Raw genomic sequence first — 22,079 nt, 5'->3', positions numbered from 1 at the left:
GAACGGCGAGTATGGAGAGAATGCCCATACGGTTTCCGGTTTCTCGGAGTAAATCTACATGGGGTGGTGTAGCCGCCGTCACTATCGTGGAGGCATGACACTCCTCGAGGCGCTCGGCTCGCAGATCGATGCGGATCGACTGATCACCGACCCCGACATCATGGCGAGCTACATCCACGACGATGCCGAGTGGGCTCCCTACGAGATGCCCGTAGCGGTGGTCCGTCCGCGCACAGCCGAGCAGGTACAGACAGTTGTGCAGGCGTGCATCGCCCACGGTGCGCCCGTCGTCACGCGCGGCGCCGGCACCGGTCTGTCGGGCGGAGCCAACGCGGTCGCCGGCGGCGTCGTGATCGCCTTCGACGCGATGAACGCCATCAAGGAGATCAACACCCTCGAGCGTTTGGCCGTGGTCGAACCCGGAGTGGTCAATGATCACCTCCGCGACGCCTGCGCCGAGCACGGCCTCTGGTATCCGCCCGATCCAGCCAGCGCGCCCTGGTCGACGATCGGAGGCAACGTCGCGACCAATGCCGGCGGCCTGTGCTGCGTCAAGTACGGCGTCACCAAGGATTACGTGCTGGGCATGCAGGTGGTCACCGGAACCGGTGAGTTGGTTCGGCTCGGGCGTCGAACTGCCAAGGGAGTGGCAGGATTTGATCTCTCGGCGCTCATGGTCGGCTCCGAAGGCACTCTCGGCGTGATCACCGAGGTGACCGTCAAGCTTCGTCCTCAGCGCGATCCCGAACGCACCATCGTCGGATACTTCGACTCCATCGTCGCTGCGGGCAAGGCCGTCGAAGCCGTAGCTGCCGACGGTCTCACGCCGTCTGCCCTCGAGTTGATCGATCGACAGTGCCTGCTTGCCGTCGACGCCTGGAAGAACATGGGCCTCTCGGCCGACGCCGAGGTTGTCCTGCTCGGCCGCATCGACACACCGGGCGAGATCGGTGACGCCGAAGCCGAGCGAATGTTGGCCTGTTTCAACCGTTCCGGGGCAACCTGGAGCGCCAGGTCCACCGATCAGGAGGAAGCCGACGCCCTGTTCTCCGCCCGGCGTCTGGCGTACCCCGCCCTCGAGCGGCTCGGCCCGGTGCTCACCGAGGACATCTGTGTTCCCAAGGCGGCGGTTCCGGAGATGTTGGCGCGCATCGAGGCCATCTCGGCCAGGCACGACACGCACATCGCGAACATCGCGCATGCGGGTGACGGCAACCTGCATCCGCTGCTGATCACGCCACACGACGACGAAGCGGCGCGGAGGCGCGCTCAGGCCGCTTTTGCCGAGATCATCGACAACGCCCTCGAGTTGGGCGGAACCGTCACCGGTGAACACGGCGTCGGCCTGCTGAAGATGGGCGGCCTCGCGCAAGAACTGTCGCCGGCCGTCGTTGCGATGCATCATGCAATCAAGGGCGCACTCGACCCCCACGGAATCATGAACCCCGGCAAGGTGATCTGAAGGAAGGCTAGCTCCGTAACCGAATCGGTTTCCGGGGTTACGCCGTCGAAATGACGAGTTCCTACGCTCGAGTTGAACCGTTTGGCCAACTCGACGTATGGAGTCATGAATGTTCTCTTCCGAATTGACGCTGGCAAGTGTTGTTCCGCGGCGCGTGGACACGGTCGAGGCCGTCCGGGCGGGAATCGCTCTCGACGGCGCCGCGGTCTTCGGTGGGCTGCACACCGAGGAAGATGCCATTGCATTCGCGTCGAAGTTGCTCGGTGAGAAGTGCATTCGCGTCGGCCGCCAGTTCGAGGCTAGCGCCAGAAGTCAGGATGCCGAAGCCGCCGTCGTCGACACCCAACCGGTGGACGAACGCGGGCGCAAGCGCTCGTTCGGTATCTCCGGCGAGCGGATGACCGCCCACAACGACGGGTTTGCTTTCGGTGATTACGCGCCCGACTATCTATTTCTGTGGTGCAAGCGTCCGGCGTACCCGAGTGGCGGCGACTCGTTTCTCATCGATGCGGTCAAGCTGACGCAATTGCTCGCCTTCGATCCCGCAACAGCGGAACTGGCCGAATTCTGTTGGATCACAGACATCGACCATTCGGAACCGAACTTCCCGCAGAACACCTTCGCGCCGATCGCCCGGACTGTGCCGAGTGGACGCAACCAGGTTCGGTACCACCCGTACCTCGCGCCGATCGCCGGTGAATCGGAGGAAGCGCAGTGGCCGCTGGTGAAGCAGTGGAGTGAGGCCGTGATTCACGTGCGAGACAGCGGGCCGATGTTCCGTGCCGAAGCCGGCGAGATGATCTGCATCGACAATTACCGGGTGCTTCACGGCCGCGATGGATATACCGACCCCGGCCGCGAGCTGTACTCGATCTGGGGATGGTCGAGCGACGCCGTAGCGGTGCCGCAGCAGGCCCTCGACATCGTGCAGCCGGACCTCGCGGCACTGGCCATGTAACCCGCGCTTACTTCTCCGGCGGCACCAAACCGTGGACGGCGAGCACGTCCAAGACATCCTCCGGCGACGTGCCGAGATCCCAGCGTCCGAAGATCAACAGCTTCTCCGTGTCGGTGGGCCGGTCGACGATGTCGATCTCGAGCATCGGGACGCGTCGGCCCAGACGCGGGTAGCGGACAAGCCGCACGCGGTCGATCTGTTCGCGGGTGAACTCGTGGCGGGCGCGCAATCGCTGCACCGCGATCGACTTGATTCCCGCGTCTTCGATCACTGCCAGGCGGGGACGCTGACGCAGGGCGAGTCCGCCCATCACGAACAGCCCGATCACCGCGAGGGCGAGCAGGAAGCGTCCGGCAGGCTCGGTGGGCGCGATTATCGAGGCGATCGCGAGGGCAATTCCGCCGCCGAACATCGCGTAGACAACACCCATCGGAGTGGCCCACGAGACGACCTCCGTGGCGTTGTCACGAGGCTGTGGATGAAATTCATCCTCGAGCATGTGGATAACTTCCTAGGTTGTCCACAGGAGTTATCCACAATGGGGATGAATGACACCCATGTAATTGAATGACGGTCACGATCCGGGTCGAATCAGATACTTGCTGGTCAGCGCCATCTCATGGTCATCACAAGGCCCACAACCATGAAGCCGAAGCCGACGAGGAAGTTATAGTTTCCCAAGTCGTTCATCCACGTGATCGAATCCGCGGCCAAGTAGTACACAATCAGCCATGCCAGGCCGACAAGCATGAATCCGAGCATCACCGAGACGTACAACGTGCTCGACGGACCCATCTTCACCTTCACCGGAGTGCGGTTTGCCGGGTTGACTGTGTAGTCGTTCTTCTTACGGACCTTCGACTTGGGCATGACGTCCTCGCTCTACGGTGTGACCTGCATGTGTTACCTACACGCTAACGTAGCTGTGTCCAGTTGGTCACCGGCCGACCTGCACAATCCGGGAGGAGCCACGTGTCTTCGGGTGAATCTTCACGAACCGTCTGGCACATCGGTGTACTTGCCGTCTGCCTGGTAGCCGGTCTGATGGTCGCCACGGCGCAGAGATCCGCCGAGGAAAATCAGCTCCAGGTCACCGAAAGCACCAGGCTCTCCGATCTGGTCCGGAGCGCCCAGGCCAATGCCGAGAAAGTTTCGGCCGACCGGGACGAACTTGCCGCTCAGCTCGATTCGCTGCAGGAAGACGCCGCTCGGTCCGACGCCGGCGTGGCAGCGGCTCTCGGTGACATCAAGAACATCTCCGCCGATGCAGGACTGACGGAGATGACCGGCCCCGGTGTCGTGGTCACCATGACGGACGCTCCGCGCAACGCCGACGGCAAGTATCCGGTCGACGCCACCCCGGACGACCTCGTCGTGCATCAGCAGGACGTCCAGAGCGTCCTGAACGCACTGTGGGCGGGCGGGGCCGAAGCGGTGGGCATGCAAGACCAACGGATCATCAGTACGTCCGCGCCGCGATGCATCGGAAACACCCTCCTTCTTCACGGCCGTACCTACAGCCCGCCGTACGTGATGAGCGCGATCGGCGATGTTGCGCGCCTCGAGGCGGCACTCGCCGCCGAACCGGGCATTCGGATCTACAAGCAGTACGCGACCCGCTTCGGCCTCGGGTACACGCAGGCGACGCCGTCGCAGATCACGGTCCCCGCCTATACCGGCGGATAGCACGGGCGTTTACCCTGCTCTCATGAGGATTCTCGTCGTCGACAACTACGACAGCTTTGTGTTCAACCTGGTGCAGTACCTCGGCCAGCTCGGAACCGAAGCCGTGGTCTGGCGCAACGACGATCCACAACTGACGGCAGACCTCGAGGGTGCAGTAGCGCAGTTCGACGGCATTCTCCTGAGTCCGGGCCCCGGAACTCCGCAGCGCGCGGGAGCGACGATGGATCTGGTGAAGGTCTGCGCCGACACCAAGACCCCGCTGCTCGGCGTCTGCCTCGGACACCAGGCGATCGGTGCGGCTTTCGGCGGAACCGTCGACCGCGCGCCCGAACTGCTTCACGGCAAGACGAGTCTGGTTCACCACAAGGACGTCGGCGTCCTGGCCGGGCTGCCCGATCCGTTCACCGCTACCCGCTACCACTCGCTGACGGTTCTCGAGGACACCATTCCCGAGGAACTCGAGGTGACCGCACACACCGAGAGCGGCGTCGTGATGGCGATGCGTCACCGCGAACTGCCGATTCACGGCGTCCAATTCCACCCCGAGTCAGTCCTCACCCAGGGTGGGCACCGGATGCTCGCGAACTGGCTCGCAGTCTGCGGTGAGGCGCCCCCGGAAGGACTCGTCGCAGCCCTCGAGGCCGAGGTCGCGTCGGCGCTCGGCGGCGCATTGCCCGCAATTCTCTGACATCTGTCCACAAAAAAGTGCCTCCCGGAAATCTCCGGGAGGCACTTTTTCAGTTTGCTAGCGGCCGGGGATTCCGAGCGCTCCGACGCTGACGGTGATCACCGCGTCCTTGGAGATCTCCGATCCCGGAGGCTGCGTCTGCGAGACGATCTTGCCCACCATCTCCGGGGTGAGCGTCGTGCTCTGGTTCTGCACCAGCTGCGATGCAGTTCCCGCCCAACCGGCTGCGCGAAGCGTGGTCAACGCCTCGGACACCGTCTTGTTGGTCAGATCAGGCATCGCAACCTGGTTGCCGTTGGATACTCGCAGCGTCACGGTCGAACCCTTGGTGGCCGACGTGCCACCGGTCGGGTCGGTCGAAACGACCTGTCCCTTCGGCAGTCCCGAATCGATCTCCGTGATCTGGACGACGAACCCGGCACCTTCGATGTTGGGCCTCGCCACCTCTTCACGCTGACCGGTGACATCCGGGACACGAACCTGCTCCGGTCCGGTGCCGACGGTGATCGAGACCGCGGAATCGAGAACCACCGATACGCCGACGGCCGGGTCCTGATTGACGATCTTGTCGACCTCGGCGACGGTCGATGCCGCCTTGCCGATGGTCGGATCAAGTCGGAGACCGACGGAGTTGAGCTTCTTCTCGGCGTCGTCCTGGCTCAGCCCGGTCAGGCGCGGGATCGCGACCTGCTCGGGTCCGGTGGACACGTCGATGGTGACGGTGCTGCCCTTCTCGATGCGCACCCCGGCAACCGGACGCGTCGTGATGACGTTTCCGGCAGCGATCACCTTGTCCGTCTTCTGCTGACGCTCCACCTGGAATCCGGCGTTGGTCAGCGTCGCCTCGGCGACGTCGGCGGGCTGGTTGGTCAGGTCGCCCGGAACGGTCACCATCTCGACCTTCGGCGAGTTCACCCGAATGAGGAAGAACGTCACCAGACCGATCACCAGAAGCGCCGCGATGCCCATCAGGGCGTAGCGTCCGCCCTTCTTCTTGGCAGGCGGCTCGGCGGCGCGAGTAGTCCGCGCAGGAACCGGCTCGACCGGATCAGGCGCAGTGCGGTAGTTCCCGGTGTCGGAGCCGACGGCGCCGAGGATGGTGGTGCGGTCCTCGTCGTTCATCACCATCGGCGCACTCGGACGCTGACCGCCCAGAACGCGTACCAAGTCGCTGCGCATGTCGCCGGCGCTCTGGTAGCGGTTGGCCGGGTTCTTGCTCATCGCCTTGAGAATGATCGAATCCAGCTCGCGCGGAATGTCCGGATTGATCTCCGACGGCGTCTGCGGATCTTCACGAACATGCTGGTACGCCACAGCGACGGGTGAATCACCCTTGAAGGGCGGCTCTCCCGTCAGAATCTCGAACAGCACACAACCGAGCGAGTAGACGTCCGAACGCGCGTCCACCTGCTCACCTCGCGCCTGCTCCGGCGAGAGGTACTGAGCGGTGCCGATCACGGCGGCCGTCTGCGTCATCGGGCTCGACGCGTCGGAAATGGCACGGGCGATACCGAAGTCCATCACCTTCACGGCGCCGGCACGGTTGATCATGATGTTGGCGGGTTTGACGTCGCGGTGCACGATGCCGTTGCGGTGGCTGAAGTCCAAAGCGGCACAGACGTCCGCGATCACTTCCATCGCCTTACGCGGAGCCATCGGCCCGGTGCTGCGCACGATGTCACGCAACGTGTCGCCGTCGACGTACTCCATGACGATGTACGGCAGCGGCCCGGCGTCGGTCTCGGCTTCACCGGTGTCGTAGACGGCCACGATCGCCGGATGGTTCAGCGCGGCAGCGTTCTGCGCCTCACGACGGAACCGCAAGTAGAACGTGGGGTCGCGCGCGAGGTCTGCACGCAGCACCTTGATCGCGACGTCGCGGCTGAGTCGGAGGTCGCGCGCCAGATGAACCTCGGACATTCCGCCGAAGCCGAGAATCTCACCCAGCTCGTAGCGGGAGGAGAGATTGCGGGGTGTCGTCATTGGTCTTGTCCTAGCGGTTCTTCAGCGTCTCCGGGATCCGCCAACGGCTCAGTGGTCGTTGTGGTCGTCGTTGTCGTCGTGGTGGTGGTTGTGGTCGTCGGAGTTGTTGTTGTCGTGGTCGGCGTTGTCGTGGTGGTTGTCGGCTCGGTCGTGGTTGTCGTCGGCCGAGTCGTCGTTGTTGTCGGCTCGGTGGTCGTCGTCGTCGGCCGAGTCGTCGTCGTGGTGGGCTTGGTCGTCGTGGTGGTCGGCAACGTCGTGGACGTGACGACGGGCGGCGTCGGGTCGCTCGGACCGTCGGTCGCGATCCAGACTCCGCCGATGATCAACGCCAACAAGATCAATCCGCCGCCGGCCCATGCCACGGCCTTCTGCCCACTGGTCATTCCGCCGGCTGCCGCGTCGTCCGCTGCGGCTGCGCCCGTCACCGGGCCCGCGTACGTCGGCGGCATGACCTGCGTGGCACCTGTTGCCGGCAACGCGCTCGCGGCACCGGTGGCGAGCAGACCGGGCGGCGGTGGACGCCTCCCTGCCCGAACGGCTGCAACGGCGTCGGCGAACTCACCGCCACTGGCGTAGCGGCCGGCCGGATCCTTGGTCAACGTGATGTCGATGAGCTCGCGGATGTTCGGCGGCAGGTCGGCCGGCATCGGTGCCGGGGTTTCCTGCACGTGCTTCATCGCGACGGTCAGCGCGCCGTCACCGGTGAACGGGCGTCGACCCGAAAGTGCTTCGTATCCGACGATTCCCAGCGAGTACACGTCACTCGCCGCGGTCGCGTCCTGACCGAGGGCCTGCTCGGGCGCGATGTACTGGGCGGTGCCCATCACCATTCCCGTGCGCGTGACAGGTGAGTTCTCGACGGCCTTGGCGATGCCGAAGTCCGTGATCTTCACCTGACCAGTAGGCGTGATGAGGATATTGCCCGGCTTCACGTCGCGGTGCACGACACCGGCGTCATGTGCGACCTGCAGGGCGCGGCCGGTCTGCTCGAGCATGTCGAGGGCATGCGGAACCGCCAGGCGGCCGACGCGTGCCAGGACGGCGTTGAGCGGTTCACCGTTGACGAGTTCCATCACCAGATACGCCGTGGAATCGCCCGAGCTGTCACGGGTCTCGCCGTAGTCGTAGATTCCGGCGATACCGGGATGGTTGAGCTGCGCGGTGGTGCGGGCCTCGAAGCGGAAGCGCTCCAAGAACTCCGGATCGGAAGAGAACTCGGACTTGAGTACCTTGACGGCGACGCGACGGTTGAGCCGGGAGTCGGTGGCTTCCCACACCTGACCCATCCCACCGGTGGCGATGAGACGGATCAATCGGTAACGATCGGCGATCAAAGCGCCGTTGTTCAACGCCACGGTTCAGCCCCCTTGGATTCCGGCTGCGATGACTGCACGACCGATCGGCGCAGCAACCGAGCCACCGGTAGCGGCAAGTCCGCGGTCACCACCGTTCTCGACGATGACGGCCACGGCGACCGTCGGATTCTGCGCCGGTGCAAAAGCGATGTACCAGGCGTGCGGCGGAGTTTCCCGCGGATTCACGCCGTGCTCGGCGGTACCGGTCTTGGACGCGATCTGAACGCCGGGGATCTTGCCGTCGCCGCCGGTGAAGTTCTCCGAGCCGATCATCAGATCGGTCAGCGTGGCCGCAACTGCCGGCGAGATGGCCTGACCCATCGACACCGGTGACGGCGTACTGAGATCGGTCAGATCCGGTGCCTGCAGCTGGGAGATCAGGTTGGGCTGCATGCGCACACCGCCGTTGGCGACGGTCGCGGCGATCACTGCGTTCTCCAGCGGGGTCACCGCGACGTCGCGCTGGCCGATGCTGGTCTGGCCGAGAGCCGCGTCGTCGGAGATGTCGCCGACGGTGCTGTCAGCAACGGGCAGCGGGATCGCTGGAGTGTTGGGTCCGATGCCGAAGGCGCTGGCTTCGTCCTTGATGGCGTCGGCGCCGTCCTTGATGCCCAGTTCGACGAAAGCCGTGTTGCACGAGCGCGCAAACGCGTCGCGCAACGACGCCGTCGGGTTGGGGCCGCACGTGCTGCCGTTGTAGTTCTCGAGGGTCGTGTTGGTGCCGGGCAGCGTGATCTGCGGAGCCGCGGTCAGCTGGTCGTCCGGCGTCGCACCGTTGCCAAGAGCTGCGGCAGTGGTGAGCACCTTGAACGTCGAGCCGGGCGGGTAGGTCTGCGAGATAGCGCGGTTGACCAACGGATCGTTGGGATCGGCGTTGAGCTCATCCCACGCTTTCGTGGTTTCGGCGCCGTCGTGGCTGGCAAGCAGGTTCGGGTCGTAACTCGGGGTGCTGACCATCGTCAGGATGCGTCCGGTGCTCGGCTCGATCGCGACGACGGAACCGGTGTAACCCTTGCTGGTCAGCTGGTCGTACGCCACCTGCTGCATGGCCGGATTGAGCGTCGTGACGACGTTGCCGCCGCGCGGATCGCGTCCGGACACCAGGTCGAAGAAGCGCTGACTGAACAGCCGGTTGTCCGAGCCGTTGAGAATCGGATCCTCGGTGCGCTCGAGGCCGGCGCTGCCGTACTGCATCGAGTAGAAGCCCGTGACCGGTGCGTACGGGTACGGATTCGGATACTCGCGCAGGTACTTGTACCGGTCGTCGGTGGCGCGGGAGGCGGCAAGCACCTGACCGGAAGCCGAGATCTGACCTCGCTGGCGTGAGTACTCGTCGAGCAGCACCCGCGAGTTGCGCGGGTCGGCTCGCAGGTCGTCAGCCTTGATGACCTGTACGTACGTGGCGTTGGCGAGGAGCGCGACGACCATCACCATGACGGCCATCGCGACGCGGCGCAGTGGAGTGTTCATACGCGCGGCATCATCTCGGTATTGGCGTCAGCGATTGGGGGCGGACCTTTCTTCTTCGTCACTACCGGCGCACGAGCCGCGTCCGAGATCCGGACGAGGATGGCCAGCAGTAGGTAGTTCGCGAGCAGCGACGAGCCGCCGTACGACATGAACGGTGTTGTCAGACCCGTCAGCGGGATCAGCTTGGTGACGCCGCCGACGACAACGAAAATCTGGATCGCGATGGTGAACGACAGACCGGCGGCCAGCAGTTTGCCGAAGCTGTCGCGCACTGCCAACGCCGTACGCAGGCCGCGCACGATGAGAAGCAGGAACAGCATCAGCACAGCGGCCAGGCCGATCAACCCGAGCTCTTCGCCGATGGTCGCGATGATGAAGTCCGTCTTCGCGAACGGCACCTGGTTGGGTCGACCACTGCCCAGACCTGTTCCGGCGATACCACCGGTGGCCAGGCCGAACAGCGATTGCGAGATCTGATACCCGGTGTTGGCGTAGTCGCCGAGCGGGTCCAGCCAGGTGTCGACGCGTACGCGGACGTGACCGAACATCTTGTAGGCGAAGAAGAATCCGATGGCGAGCAGTCCGCCGCCGATCACCAGCCAGCCCACACGTTCGGTCGCGATGTAGAGCATCACCAGCACGGTGCTGAAGAGCAGCAACGACGTACCGAGGTCCGTTTCGAAGACGAGCACGCCCACCGAGACGATCCAGGCGAGCAGGATCGGGCCGAGGTCGCGGGCACGCGGAAAGTCCATGCCCAGGAAGTGTTTACCGGCCGAGGTGAACAGGTCGCGCTTGGCGACGAGCACGGACGCAAAGAAGATGATGAGCAGGATCTTCGCGAACTCGCCTGGCTGAATGCTGAATCCGGGCAGGCGAATCCAGATCTTCGCGCCGTTCACGCTCGAGAACTTCGCCGGCAGAATCGCGGGAATCGCCAGGAAGACCAGGCCCGCGAGGCCGAGCGTGTAGCTGAACCGCGCCATCAGGCGGTAGTCCTTCAAGAACACCAGCAGCAGCACGAAACCGGTGATCGCCAGCGCAGTCCACATGACCTGCTGGTTCGCATCCGGAGACGGTGCCTCGACGCCGTTGTAGAGCGCTGTCTGTTCGTCGGCGAGGTCGAGTCGGTGGATGAGCACCAACCCCAGGCCGTTGAGCAGGGCGACGATCGGCAGCAGCAGCGGATCGGCGTACGGCGCATACCGTCGAATTGCCAAGTGCGCGATCAGGAACAAGCCCGTGTACGCAAGCGCGTACTTGGCGAGGTCCAGAGTGATCTTCTGTTCCTGGCTCGCCTCGACGAGCAGAAGCGAGACCGTCGTGATGATGACGGCAAAGCCCAGGAGCAGTAGCTCCATGTTCCGACGGGTCGACTGGACCGGCGCCGGGGCAAAACCTCCGGGCGGACTCGGAAAAGCCGTCCCCGCAGCTGCGTTGGACGACATCAGTTGACCGTCCTGCAAGTCTGACCGGGAATGTCGGTCGGCGTAGGCGTAGTCGTGGGTGCTGCAGTCGTCGGCGTGGCCGGCTCCGCGGGCGGTACGGGGGGCGGCGTGGTCTCCGGTGCCGGCGGGGGAGTGGGCGCGGCCGTCGTCGTCGGAACCGGCTCACAACGAGGCAGCAGATCGCCGCCGATGAGACGGATCATCTGGCTCTGCGCATCTTCACGCTTGCCGGACGGCAACCCGGCGCGCACCTGCTCCTGCGCTGACGGCTGCAGATCGGTGACCTCGAGGATGTTGCAGTTGTTGGGAATCGCGTCGGGGGAGACGAGGGTCAGGACGTCGTCGTCGCCGACGCAACCGACCAGATCCGCGTCTTGCAGCGAGTAGCCGAGCACCGAACCGGGGATTCCGCGCAGCACCGTCACGCGGCCGTTGTCTTCGCCGACGTAGTAGTTGTTGCGGATGACGGCGCGGCCGATCACGGCGCCGACGCCGACCAGTGCGATCAGCACCACGGCGAGGACCACCCACCACAACCGGTTCCGCTTCTTCTTCGGTTCCGGTTCGGGTTGTGAGACAACTCGCTTGGGCGTCGCGCGCGGCGGACGCATGGCAGCGGCGCGGCCGGCAGCGGTGTTGGGGGGAGGGGCGTCCTCTTCCTCTTCCGTCGACGCGGCGCCCGCGACGATGGGATGTGACTGGCCGTAGTCGAGGTCGATGACATCGGCGACGACGACGGTGACGTTGTCAGGACCGCCGCTGCGCAGCGCCAATTCGATGAGACGATCGGCGCACTGCTCCTGCGAGCCCTCGCGCATCGTGTTCTCGATGGTCTCGTCGCTGACCACGTCGGAGAGGCCGTCGGAGCAGAGCAGGTAGCGATCGCCGGCGCGGGCTTCGCGCACGGTGAGCGTCGGCTCGATCTCGTTGCCGGTCAACGCCCGCATGATCAGGGATCGCTGCGGGTGAGTGTGTGCCTGTTCGGCGGTGATCCGGCCCTCGTCGACCAGCGACTGAACGAACGTGTCGTCGCGGGTGATCTGCGTCAGGTGGTCGTCGCGCAGCAGGTAGGCGCGCGAGTCGCCGATGTGCACGAGACCGAGTTTGCTGCCGGAGAAGAGGATCGCGGTGAGCGTGGTGCCCATGCCGTCGAGTTCGGGTTCTTCCTCGACGTGATCGGCGATGGAATCGTTGCCCTCACGGGTGGCTGCCTCGAGCTTGCCGAGCAGATCCTCGCCGGGCTCGTCGTCGTCGAGATGCGCCAGAGCGGCAATCATCAACTGCGACGCGACCTCACCGGCCGCGTGTCCGCCCATACCGTCGGCCAAGGCCAGCAGACGGGCTCCGGCGTACACGGAATCTTCGTTGTTGGAGCGCACGAGACCGCGGTCGCTGCGCGCCGCGTAGCGGAGAACAAGGGTCACGGGCGTAGCTCGATTACCGTCTTGCCGACGCGAACCGGGGTGCCCAGCGGGACGCGCACCGCAGTGGTGACCTTGGCGCGGTCCAGATAGGTGCCGTTGGTCGAACCGAGATCCTCGACGTACCAATCAGCGCCACGCTGCGAGAGCCGCGCATGGCGCGTCGACGCGTAATCGTCGGTGAGAACGAGCGTCGAATCGTCGGCTCGGCCGATCATGACTGGTTGAGAACCCAGGGTGATGCGGGTGCCGGCGAGGGCGCCCTGCGTGACCACCAGGTACCGAGGCACCTTCGCCTTGCCCAGCGAGGGCAGGACCTTTCCGGCGCGGGTGTACCGCGGCGGAACCCTGACCCCGGAGCCGGCATAGATGTCGGAGCGGAGAGTGCGGAGGACTGCCCAGACGAACAGCCACAGTAGGAGCAGGAAGCCCGCCCGTGTGAGTTGCAGAATCAGGCCCTGCACGGCTGTCCACCTCCTTCTATGGCTCGAGCCCCGCCGCAGCGGGGTTCGAGCATTGTCGACTGGCAGCATCATAGGGGGCTCTGGGCCCCGAAGATCACGATACTGACAGCCGCGTGACGGCGGCGCGCCGACGGACCGCCGAATGTTCGATTGTTATCGGAAAAATCCTGGCGTCCGTTTCTCAGCTCAGAGAATGCGAACGAGAATCTCCGAGTGACCTGCACGAATGATGTCGCCGTCTGCCAGCTGCCAGTCCTGGACCGGTGCGCCGTTGACGGTGGTGCCGTTCGTGGATCCCAGATCGGACAGCATCGCGGTGCGGCCGTCCCAACGGATGTCGATGTGGCGACGTGAGACGCCCGTGTCCGGGAGGCGGAACTGAGCTTCCTGGCCGCGGCCGATGACATTGCTGCCGTCGCGAAGCTGGAAGTGACGTCCGCTGCCGTCCTCGAGCTGCAGGGTTGCCGTCAGGCTCTGGGCCGTCGGTGCGTAACCGCCCTGCGGCTGGGCGTAGCCCTGCTGCGGGTAGGCCTGCGTCTGCTCGAAGTTGCCGCCCTGCTCGTAGCCGGCCTGCTCGTACGGCTGCTGTGTGTACGCCTGCTGGTCGTAGCCGCCCTGCTGGTAGCTCTGCTGGTCGTAGCCCGGCTGATCGTAGGACTGGCCGTTGTACGGCTGCTGGTAGCCCTGCTGGTCGTAGCCGCCCTGCTGGTAGCCCTGCTGGTCGTACCCACCCTGGTACGCCTGCTGGCCGTAGCCTTGCTGGTCGTACGGCTGCTGCTGGTAACCCTGCTGGTCGTAACCGCCGCCCTGCTGGTCATAGCCCTGCTGGTCGTAACCGGCCTGCTCGTACGGCTGCTGCTGGTTCGGGTACGCCTGCTGGTCGTAGCCACCCTGCTGCTGGTTGTAGCCCTGCTGGTCGTCGCCCGTGCGGTAACCGTCGCCGCGGTCGTAACCGTTCTGGTACGGCGCTTCCTGGCCCTGCGGAGCGGCGTAACCGCCGTCGTCGTGGGAGTACCCGTTCCGTGCCGGCTGCTGCGGTTCGGGCTGGCGACCCGCCGGTTCGCGGCTTGGTTCGTAGCCTGAGTTCTGCGTCATGGGGCCGGCTCCTGGTTGTGACGGGACTGGATTGGAAACAGGGGGAACAATCGGTGCGGGTCGCTGAGGCGGCCGTTGTGGAGGCCGCGACGAAACCTGCGGAACATGCGACGGCGGTGATGCCTGCTCGGCGTCACCATCCGGGTCGACGGTTCCGCGGGTGCGGAACTGACCGGTGTGGAGCGTAGGCGAAGGCTCGAATGTGACCGAGATATCGCCGTACGTCTGCCAACCCTGATCGCGGATGAAATCCTGCAGGTGTCGGCTGAAAGCTTTTGTCGTCAGTTCGCGATCGGCGGCCAACTCTTCGTGATCGGAGTTGTTGATGGTGATCACGTAGTTGTTGGGGGCGAGAAGGATTCCGCCGCCGAGGTGCTCGACGCGGTCACGTGCCTCCTGCTGGAGCGCCGCCTCTACTTCCTGCGGCACAACACCACCACCGAAGACCCGCGCGAATGCGTCGCCGACAGCTCCTTGGAGCTTTCGTTCGAAACGCTGCACGATGCCCATCGGGCCCTCCTCTCGCCTCGCATCTACGACGGCAAAATGCTCGGCAAGTAGCGCCGGCACCGCCTTGTCGCGTGTCGTCCAAACTGCTGTACAGGTTCCACGGTACTGTCAAATGTCGCTTCGGCAGTACCTGGCCGCTGTTTCAGCATGGTATCGGTTCTGGGCTTTTGGGTGCTCGGTGTTCATCGATTCGTGCCCTGAACTGCACGAATAGAACTTTCAAAGTTTGTCGTGATAATGTTTCGGCGTTGCTCGGGCGAGTGGCGGAATGGCAGACGCGCTGGCTTCAGGTGCCAGTGTCCTTCGGGACGTGGGGGTTCAAGTCCCCCTTCGCCCACCACAAGACGAGGCCACGAACTCATAAGAGTTGGTGGCCTCGTTTTTTGTTGTCGGCTATCTGGCCGCAGCCTGGATGAAGCTCAGGACGAAGTCCAATGCGGTGCCTGCAAACGGGTCTCCGACTGGTTGAGAGGGCGCGGCGGGCGCAGTGATCTGAGGGTTCATCATCCCTGGCGGCAGTGTGCCGGGCGGGAGATTGATGATTGCGTTGATGTCGTAGATGGTGTTGTCGGGACCGTTGGTCACCGAGAACGAGATACTGCCGAAGTCGACGACTGGACTATCGGCTGATGCAGTACCCACTGCACTGCCGAAGGTGATCGCGGCAGCGAGCGCGCCGACACCGAGCGCGGCGGTGGTCCGGGACAAACGAGTAGGCGTTTCGAGTCCATTCACAGGTGTGCTCCCTTTCGTGTGTGCTCCCTTTCGTGGTGACAGCATCCGCGTGGGAACGCGGTGGAGCCACGAGATTGCAACCACTATCGAGGAAGATAACGGACATTCACTCCATGGTGGGGTGGTTCGACACGAAGTGCTTCGTCGTTTGGAGTTGTGGGGATGGACGTAGGCCACGAGAACGACAAAGAGAATCGACCATGAACGACGATAAATAAGACGCCGGCCAACTGGATCACCACGGAGCGAGGTGGAGGCATCGCGTCGAAATGGTATTGGAAGGCCGGCGAGGAGTGGATCGTAGAAGCGTTCCCTGTGTGGATGAAAAAATAGATCCTCCTTTGGTGCGATACCCCCAGGGCGAACGATGTACTGGACCTAGGACTACCGGGAGATGCGTCCGTCGAACCGCCCGGCTGAAAGTGCGCGTATCTACTTGAAGTGTCGGTACAGAGTGGTTCGTCCGACGCCGATGATTTCGGCGATGTCGATGAGTGCATTCCATATTCCCGCATACGTTGTGCCTGTGCGAGTTTCGTCGATGTCATCTTCGGGGGCCGGCCGCCGGTGCGGGCTCGTGCGGCGGCGAGGCCGACTTGGGTGCGTTCTCGGATCAGGTTGCGTTCGAATTCTGCGCGTGCGCCGCAGATAGGAGAAGATGAGTTTCCCGCGGGAGGTGATGGTGTCGATCGCTTCGGTCAACGATTTGAAGCCGACTCCGCGGGCGGCGAGATCTTCGACGGTTTGCAGCAGGTGGGGCAGTGAGCGCCCCAACCGGTCGAGGCGCCAGACGACAAGGGTGTCTCCGTCCCAAAGTTGCGACAGGAGATCCATCAGCTACGGCCGGGTGGTGGTTGCGCCGGATGCGGTTTCGACCTAGACCTTGAAACAGCCGGCAGCGCTCAAGCGTCGCTCTGCGGATCGACGCTCTGATCGGTAGTCGAGACTCTCGCGTAGCCCAAGAGTTCACCCATGAGACAGCAATTTCTAGAACTCACCGACAGGCTACATATTGAACCATCGGTTTTGGACACGAGTTTCGGAACAGATCTTCGACCAGCTCACAGAAAATTGTCACGAAGTTAACTTTTCGTATCAGGGTGCCGATTATCGGATTGATTTGCGACCCACGAATGCTGACAAGATCGAGGCGGTATTCGCGCCGTATATCAAGGTCGCAGAGAAGGTCTCCTCTGCCGGCAAGGCGCGTGCGAATACTTCGACGGCGATCAAGATATCGGGGTCTGGTCGATCCGCCGAGCAACTGAAAGCGATCCGGGACTGGGCCGGAAAGAACGGCTTCGTCGTTTCCGTGCGCGGCAGGATCAAGGCCGACGTCATCGAGGCTTCCGACGCCGCAAATTGAAGCTTGTGAACAGCATCTTTTTCACTGACATCAACGAGTGGCGTACTTCTATCCCGTGATTTTTCTCGGTGAGAGAGGGAAAGACTCAGGCGAGTTCGAGGCCACCCTCGGCAGGAAGACCAAACGGCCGTCGTCGAGGGCGATCGCCCACCGGTGCCCAGTCCCGCCCCAGGTCAGAGCTGTCGATGACGGTGTCGGCGTATTCCTCGACCACGACACCGACTTTGTGGCTCGGTATCGCCGGGCTGCGATCCGGAGGTCGGGATCACCGCGACCCGTGAACCGACCGCGATGGGATTAGCGCGTTGAGCGCCAGAATCGGACATAGGCCTGATTCTGGCAGAGAATCCGACAGGGTCACCGTCTATATCGCCATGGACGTTTGCTTGTTTCGAATTTGAGATAATCAATCACGCCGCAAACGAGGCTTGAAACTACCAACCAAGGTGTCAACGGAGCGCGCAATCATCCCCGACCTGCAGGGATGGATGTTGCGGAGAGAGTGCCGGTGGCAAGAATTCACAACCACGTGGGTTTTTGTCATCGCCGCTGTGATCGTGGTTCGATCACCCGCGGTACGGCGGCTAGGACAGGTACGGCACCAGTGGCAGGTTGAAGAACCAGTTGGCAAAGCCGACGAAGATCGGCGCGAGCCACGGCCGGATCTGCGGGCCCATCCACCAGTACGGGTCCGGTCCACCCGGCGAGGCGGCCGCGACTCCACCGCCGAGGAACAGTCCCAGGCCCACCAGGGTGACGACTATCAGTATCCGCGCTCGTGTCATACCGGAGTATCGCCCGACAGTCCCTTGACTGTTACCGGCCCACCACTGGTGTTTCGAAAACGTCATGGCCGCGATAAGGTCCGCGCGCACAGTGGGAGATGCGGGGGCGGCAGCAAGGTGTGCAGGATTATCTGATACTGCAGATAACATGAATTAGGCTTGTATCCGGCCTTCGCTGTATTCGCCAGGCTGAGCATTCATTCGCCAACTCATCGAGAATCTCGACAGAAAACCGATGCTGGAGTTGGGCCACGAAGAAGGCGTCCTCCTCTGCAAGAGGCGAAAACCCTGGTACGACGGTGCTTTTCGGGGCTTGATCAGTCCCGCCGAAGCGATCCGTGCGGGACCCTGGCAAGAAACGGCCACGACGTTTTCAGGCATGGAAGGATTGAAACCGAGACCGCAGGCCCAAGTGAAGCTGAGTATTGAGCCTTGAACAGCATCGTTTCTTGCCGGCACCCACAAGTGGAGTATTTCACTTGGCGGTGAGACTAGTCGGTGTTGATCATCTATACAGTGATGATGCTTGTAGGTAGGTATCGCAGCGTGTCGTCCGAGGTTGAAGTATGTCCATCAAGTGTGGACAGCAGGGGAGTATATGTCCGTCCAGAAGCGAAAATTGATTGAGGTTGCCCTGCCGTTGGAGGTAATCAACCGTGAATCGGCAAGAGAGAAGTCGATCCGGCACGGGCATCCTTCGACGCTGCATCTGTGGTGGGCGCGTCGCCCCCTCGCTGCCGCCCGTGCAGTACTTTTCTCTCAGCTTGTTGACGATCCGAGTTCACACCCGGAGAAGTTCCCTACGGAGGACGCTCAGCGCATTGAACGGGAGAGGCTGCACAAGATTATTGAGCGGCTAGTCGTTTGGGAGAATGTCAGTGACAAGGGATTGCTAGCTGAGGCACGCGCCGAGATTATGTCGTCGACAGACAACAACCCACCATCGATTCTCGATCCATTCGCAGGTGGCGGCACCATTCCACTTGAGGCCCAGCGGCTGGGTCTCGAGGCTCATGCATCGGATCTGAACCCAGTAGCAGTGCTTATCAACAAGGCTTTGATCGAAATTCCGCCAAAGTTTCGTGACCAGCTACCAGTGTATCCCGGTCTAGCCGGTTCTGAGATCCGCTCATGGGAGGATACGACGGGTCTCGCCGCGGATATTCGCGCCTATGGTCAGTGGATCCGAGGTGAGGCGGAAAATCGTATTGGACACCTATATCCGAAGGCGATGCTTTCGTCTGGTGTTGAGGCCGAGATTATAGCTTGGGTTTGGGCCCGCACGGTGACCTGTCCCAACCCTGCGTGCGGGATTGAAATGCCCTTAGTTCGATCATGGTGGCTGGGCAAAAAGAAAGGTAAGGAAGCGTACATCGTCGCGAGTGTCGTTGACGATGAGACGCACGCAAGCGGACTACGAGTGAAATTTACGATTGGGCGCGATGATTCCGGTCCGGAGACCGACGGAACTATGTCTGGTAGACAGGGCGCAGTTTGCATTGCATGTCAGGCGACGGTAAGCAAAGATTACATTAAATCTGAAGGTGTCGCCGGACGCTTAGGGGCTCGGTTGATGTCAGTTGTGGCAGAGGGGCGCCGGCAAAGATTATATCTCGACCCACGAGAAATTGACGAAATTGCGGCAAATATTGAACATACGGAAGATGTGCCAGTTCAGGAATTGGGTATCGATCCTCGCAATCTGTGGACACCTTCCTATGGGTTAACCAAGTTTTCAGATCTATTCACGAACCGCCAGTTGGTGGCTATGACAACTTTCTGTGATCTGGTGAAAGAGGTGCGAGAGCGTGTCATTAATGATGCGTTAGAGGCAGGGATGCCTGCAGGTGAAAGTTTGGAGGATGGTGGATCAGGAGCGGTTGCTTACGGTGATGGCCTAGCCACCTATTTGGGTATTTCCGTTTCCAGATGTGCAGACTATTGGTCTTCTATCTGTGGATGGCATAGCACTAGGGAAACGATTCGCAATGTGTTCGGTCGACAATCAATCCCAATGACCTGGGACTTTGTCGAGACAATGCCCTTGTCTGAATCGACTGGTGGATATTTCGGGCAACTTTCATGGGTGGCAAAGGTTGTAGAAAAACTTCCAGCCACTAACGCGGCATATGTGCAGCAGCAAGATGCTTCCACGCTAAATCATGCTGCATTGATCTCCACGGATCCGCCATATTATGACAACATCGCCTACTCGGATCTCTCGGACTTTTTCTACGTTTGGCAGAGACGGATGTTACGTAGTGTGCATCCGAAATTATTTAGCACAATGCTGGTACCTAAAGCTAAAGAGCTCGTAGCGAATCCGTATCGGCACAATGGAAAAGGTGGTGCAAAGACATTCTTTGAAGACGGGTTCAGGGATGTTTTTGCGCGCGCTAGAAATTCAGCGCTTCAGGACTATCCAATTGCTGTCTGGTATGCATTCAAGCAATCCGATACTTCCGATGATGGTACTTCATCGTCTGGCTGGGAAACATTACTCGATGGAATGATTCGTTCAGGTTGGTCGATTACTGCAACTTGGCCCAACCGGAGCGAACTTGGTAACCGGATGATTGCAAGCGGAACGAATGCACTCGCATCGTCGATTGTGCTCGCGCTACGTCCTCGAGCAGAGGGCGCACCTGTTACTGATCGAAGAGGATTTATAGCAGCGCTTCAGGTTGAATTACCGAAAGCGCTACGGGACCTGCAGCAAGGTGCCATCGCTCCGGTTGATCTGCCGCAGGCAACCATAGGTCCAGGTATGTCCGTATTTAGTCGCTATGCGGGAGTCATCGAAGCTGACGGAACAAAGATGACAGTTCGATCAGCATTAGCGCGAATCAATGAGATTCTTGATCAAGTTCTTAACGAGCAGGAAGGGGATTTTGATTCCGCGACTCGGTTCGCTCTCGCCTGGTATAGAAACTATGGATATTCCACGGGTGCCTTCGGTGATGCAAATAGTATCGCCAATGCGCGAAATATAAGTGTAGAGAAATTGGCGCATGATGGGGTACTTACGAGCCGTGCCGGAAAGGTTGAGCTGTTGAAGCCAGTCGACCTTTCTAGTGAATATAACGTACTTGAAGATGGTAGTACCGGCACGTGGGAAGCGCTCCACCACATGATAAGGATTCTTGAATGCGACGGTGTGGAAAAGGCCGGGGAATTCTTAGCTCAAGCGCTAATGCGGGCTGATAAAGCTATTGTGGCTGATCTCGTGAAGGAGCTCTCCTTTCTTCTTTTCTCGGTGGCTGAGAAGAATGGGTGGACAAAGGATGCATTGTCGTTCAACACATTAGCTACCGCATGGCCAGATATTGTTGATTCGTCGCGGACGAAGCGATCCGTCGAAGTGCAGTCTGCCTTTGATTTTGGCGAGGATGATCTGTGACGATTACTGCGGAAGAGAATCGAAATGGCGGCCTACTTTCGAAAATTGGTCCATTGCCAAAGTCGGATTCTGGGTTAATGAGACGGATTCGATTTCATCAAGCATGGTATCGGTCAGAGATTATGGGGATCGATATTTTTGGACAATTATTTGGATCCGGGAAACCCTGTGGATCTGTGCTTGCTGATCGGGATTCGGAACGTATGAAGAATTTCGTCGGACACGATGCAGCGCAGCATTATCAATTTCGTCGCACTCAGGGGTGGGGTGTTGATCCGGTGCGTTGCACTAAGTATATGACTTCGAGTCAGACCCTAACTTTTAATATGCTGGGTCAAGCGGTGACCCGCCCTGAACTATGTGCAGATCTCTTCAATTCTCTACTGGGAAGATCAGATCTCGTCAAACTTGAGAAATACGATTTTGAGTTTTCTCCCGCAGGCACCGAATATTCACTGGGTGACCGAACACTGATTGACCTTCTGCTGAGATTCCGGACACGCGATAATGCTCTGCAGGTAGTTGGCATCGAAACTAAGCTTGCAGATCGGTTTTCAACGCGCAGTACTGCCGCGATGGGCGGTGAACTCTACAGGCTGATTCAAGAGAAATTTAGTGTGTGGCACAATATGGTAGAAGCGCTAGCAGATAACCGAACGCGCCAGCTGGTTCGTTGCCATGCTCTTGCTCAATCAGTGCAGAGGCATGAAGACGACAAAGACCTGCGCACCGCTCGAATGATGATACTTTTGCATCCTGACGACAGGATTGGTTATGTGGCCGCTTCCGCATATAGTTCTCACCTAACGGATCCGGCAATTTCCCCTATCATAACTTGGGATGCATTTCTCGCTTGTGCTTTGGCCACAGGGGCGATTGATTACAAATTGGTTCGACAACTTTCTGATCGTTATATCGATATTTTGAGTAGTGAATCTGCATGGTCTAAATTTAACTCTCAAATATCTAACCACCTCGAAAGTTAAAGAGCGACCGATTCAGATGGTCGATCCTATCCGTGATCTCGGCGTGGCTTGGAGATTGTTGAGTTCTCTCGGCGATTTGGGTGGCCGCTGCGCTGATAGTAGCGAATAATCAGTTGATGACCGGTGACATCGATTGCTGCCGCGAAGAGGGGCCATATCGACCTCAGTTGTTTGTCGACGGCCATCGTAAGCTCCCCACTGGCGGCCATTTATGGCGCATTTTGTGGCCATGGTTTCTCCCCGCGTACGGCCAGATAGTTCCCCACC

At 61.2% G+C, this 22,079-nt stretch carries 20 protein-coding genes and 1 tRNA gene; 8 read left to right on the top strand and 13 right to left on the bottom strand.

Features of this window, described 5'->3' with window-relative positions; all coding sequences use genetic code 11:
* Window positions 1-94 precede the first annotated feature (94 nt).
* Complete coding sequence (locus tag ABWI03_RS27510; RefSeq protein WP_024487653.1) at window positions 95-1,462, top strand: FAD-binding oxidoreductase; 1,368 nt, start codon at window positions 95-97, stop codon at window positions 1,460-1,462.
* Between the two features lie 109 nt (window positions 1,463-1,571).
* Window positions 1,572-2,420, top strand: coding sequence for a TauD/TfdA family dioxygenase (locus tag ABWI03_RS27505; RefSeq protein ID WP_298774742.1), 849 nt, complete (start codon window positions 1,572-1,574; stop codon window positions 2,418-2,420).
* Window positions 2,421-2,427: 7 nt separating this feature from the next.
* Here ABWI03_RS27505 and ABWI03_RS27500 read toward each other — a convergent pair whose 3' ends face one another.
* Together ABWI03_RS27500 and crgA are read right to left on the bottom strand one after the other, a co-directional pair.
* Complete coding sequence (locus ABWI03_RS27500; RefSeq protein ID WP_298774740.1) at window positions 2,428-2,919, bottom strand: PH domain-containing protein; 492 nt, start codon at window positions 2,917-2,919, stop codon at window positions 2,428-2,430.
* Between the two features lie 107 nt (window positions 2,920-3,026).
* Window positions 3,027-3,290, bottom strand: a complete 264-nt coding sequence (crgA, locus tag ABWI03_RS27495) for a cell division protein CrgA (protein WP_003942576.1) — start codon at window positions 3,288-3,290, stop codon at window positions 3,027-3,029.
* A gap of 102 nt (window positions 3,291-3,392) precedes the next feature.
* Between crgA and ABWI03_RS27490 the strand changes: the two genes are divergently transcribed.
* Entirely contained in the window at window positions 3,393-4,106 is a 714-nt protein-coding gene (locus ABWI03_RS27490) for a DUF881 domain-containing protein (protein WP_020967993.1), read from the top strand.
* 22 nt (window positions 4,107-4,128) lie between these two features.
* Window positions 4,129-4,794: an aminodeoxychorismate/anthranilate synthase component II gene (locus tag ABWI03_RS27485; protein WP_003942537.1), complete on the top strand. Its 666-nt coding sequence runs from the start codon at window positions 4,129-4,131 to the stop codon at window positions 4,792-4,794.
* A 57-nt stretch (window positions 4,795-4,851) separates the two neighbouring features.
* On the opposite strand, the gene pknB is transcribed toward ABWI03_RS27485, so the two are convergent.
* From pknB to ABWI03_RS27450, 7 genes are all read right to left on the bottom strand, one after another.
* Window positions 4,852-6,777: a Stk1 family PASTA domain-containing Ser/Thr kinase gene (gene pknB, locus ABWI03_RS27480; RefSeq protein WP_166810384.1), complete on the bottom strand. Its 1,926-nt coding sequence runs from the start codon at window positions 6,775-6,777 to the stop codon at window positions 4,852-4,854.
* Window positions 6,774-8,132: a protein kinase domain-containing protein gene (locus ABWI03_RS27475; protein ID WP_095969327.1), complete on the bottom strand. Its 1,359-nt coding sequence runs from the start codon at window positions 8,130-8,132 to the stop codon at window positions 6,774-6,776. The genes pknB and ABWI03_RS27475 overlap by 4 nt, the downstream gene beginning before the upstream one ends.
* 3 nt (window positions 8,133-8,135) lie before the next feature.
* Window positions 8,136-9,602 (bottom strand): peptidoglycan D,D-transpeptidase FtsI family protein, encoded by a 1,467-nt coding sequence (locus tag ABWI03_RS27470; RefSeq protein ID WP_003943415.1) that lies wholly within the window; start codon window positions 9,600-9,602, stop codon window positions 8,136-8,138.
* Window positions 9,599-11,050: an FtsW/RodA/SpoVE family cell cycle protein gene (locus ABWI03_RS27465; RefSeq protein WP_007735775.1), complete on the bottom strand. Its 1,452-nt coding sequence runs from the start codon at window positions 11,048-11,050 to the stop codon at window positions 9,599-9,601. The genes ABWI03_RS27470 and ABWI03_RS27465 overlap by 4 nt, the downstream gene beginning before the upstream one ends.
* Window positions 11,050-12,474 carry a PP2C family protein-serine/threonine phosphatase gene (locus tag ABWI03_RS27460; RefSeq protein ID WP_298774735.1) on the bottom strand — a complete coding sequence of 475 codons (1,425 nt, stop codon included), beginning with the start codon at window positions 12,472-12,474 and terminating at the stop codon, window positions 11,050-11,052. The genes ABWI03_RS27465 and ABWI03_RS27460 overlap by 1 nt, the downstream gene beginning before the upstream one ends.
* Entirely contained in the window at window positions 12,471-12,935 is a 465-nt protein-coding gene (locus ABWI03_RS27455) for an FHA domain-containing protein FhaB/FipA (protein ID WP_003943418.1), read from the bottom strand. Before ABWI03_RS27455 ends, ABWI03_RS27460 begins: the two co-directional genes overlap by 4 nt.
* A 186-nt stretch (window positions 12,936-13,121) precedes the next feature.
* Window positions 13,122-14,540, bottom strand: coding sequence for an FHA domain-containing protein (locus tag ABWI03_RS27450; protein WP_020905627.1), 1,419 nt, complete (start codon window positions 14,538-14,540; stop codon window positions 13,122-13,124).
* A 254-nt stretch (window positions 14,541-14,794) separates the two neighbouring features.
* Here ABWI03_RS27450 and ABWI03_RS27445 point away from each other — a divergent pair.
* Window positions 14,795-14,880 (top strand) — tRNA-Leu (locus ABWI03_RS27445).
* Window positions 14,881-14,933: 53 nt separating this feature from the next.
* On the opposite strand, the gene ABWI03_RS27440 is transcribed toward ABWI03_RS27445, so the two are convergent.
* Both ABWI03_RS27440 and ABWI03_RS27435 read right to left on the bottom strand, forming a co-directional pair.
* Window positions 14,934-15,275: a hypothetical protein gene (locus ABWI03_RS27440; RefSeq protein WP_298774731.1), complete on the bottom strand. Its 342-nt coding sequence runs from the start codon at window positions 15,273-15,275 to the stop codon at window positions 14,934-14,936.
* 432 nt (window positions 15,276-15,707) lie between these two features.
* Window positions 15,708-16,109 carry a recombinase family protein gene (locus ABWI03_RS27435; RefSeq protein WP_435054155.1) on the bottom strand — a complete coding sequence of 134 codons (402 nt, stop codon included), beginning with the start codon at window positions 16,107-16,109 and terminating at the stop codon, window positions 15,708-15,710.
* A gap of 178 nt (window positions 16,110-16,287) precedes the next feature.
* Here ABWI03_RS27435 and ABWI03_RS27430 point away from each other — a divergent pair, with 178 nt between their 5' ends.
* Complete coding sequence (locus tag ABWI03_RS27430) at window positions 16,288-16,641, top strand: histone-like nucleoid-structuring protein Lsr2 (RefSeq protein WP_298774727.1); 354 nt, start codon at window positions 16,288-16,290, stop codon at window positions 16,639-16,641.
* Window positions 16,642-16,726: 85 nt separating this feature from the next.
* On the opposite strand, the gene ABWI03_RS27425 is transcribed toward ABWI03_RS27430, so the two are convergent.
* Together ABWI03_RS27425 and ABWI03_RS27420 are read right to left on the bottom strand one after the other, a co-directional pair.
* Window positions 16,727-16,855, bottom strand: coding sequence for a hypothetical protein (locus ABWI03_RS27425; protein WP_298774725.1), 129 nt, complete (start codon window positions 16,853-16,855; stop codon window positions 16,727-16,729).
* Window positions 16,856-17,225: 370 nt separating this feature from the next.
* The gene (locus ABWI03_RS27420; RefSeq protein ID WP_298774722.1) at window positions 17,226-17,492 is read right to left on the bottom strand and encodes a hypothetical protein; all 267 of its coding nucleotides are present in this window, start codon (window positions 17,490-17,492) and stop codon (window positions 17,226-17,228) included.
* A gap of 532 nt (window positions 17,493-18,024) precedes the next feature.
* On the opposite strand from ABWI03_RS27420, the gene ABWI03_RS27415 reads away from it, so the two are divergent.
* On the top strand, window positions 18,025-20,826 hold the full coding sequence (locus ABWI03_RS27415; RefSeq protein WP_298774720.1) for a DUF1156 domain-containing protein: 2,802 nt from the start codon (window positions 18,025-18,027) through the stop codon (window positions 20,824-20,826).
* Window positions 20,823-21,812, top strand: a complete 990-nt coding sequence (locus ABWI03_RS27410) for a PGN_0703 family putative restriction endonuclease (protein WP_298774718.1) — start codon at window positions 20,823-20,825, stop codon at window positions 21,810-21,812. Before ABWI03_RS27415 ends, ABWI03_RS27410 begins: the two co-directional genes overlap by 4 nt.
* The last annotated feature ends 267 nt before the right edge of the window (window positions 21,813-22,079 follow it).

It is taken from the genome of Rhodococcus baikonurensis (assembly GCF_040489275.1).
Classification (GTDB): Bacteria; Actinomycetota; Actinomycetes; order Mycobacteriales; family Mycobacteriaceae; genus Rhodococcus_F; species Rhodococcus_F baikonurensis.
Note: the sequence above shows the minus strand (reverse complement) of the source record. Positions and strands in the feature narration are given on the sequence as shown.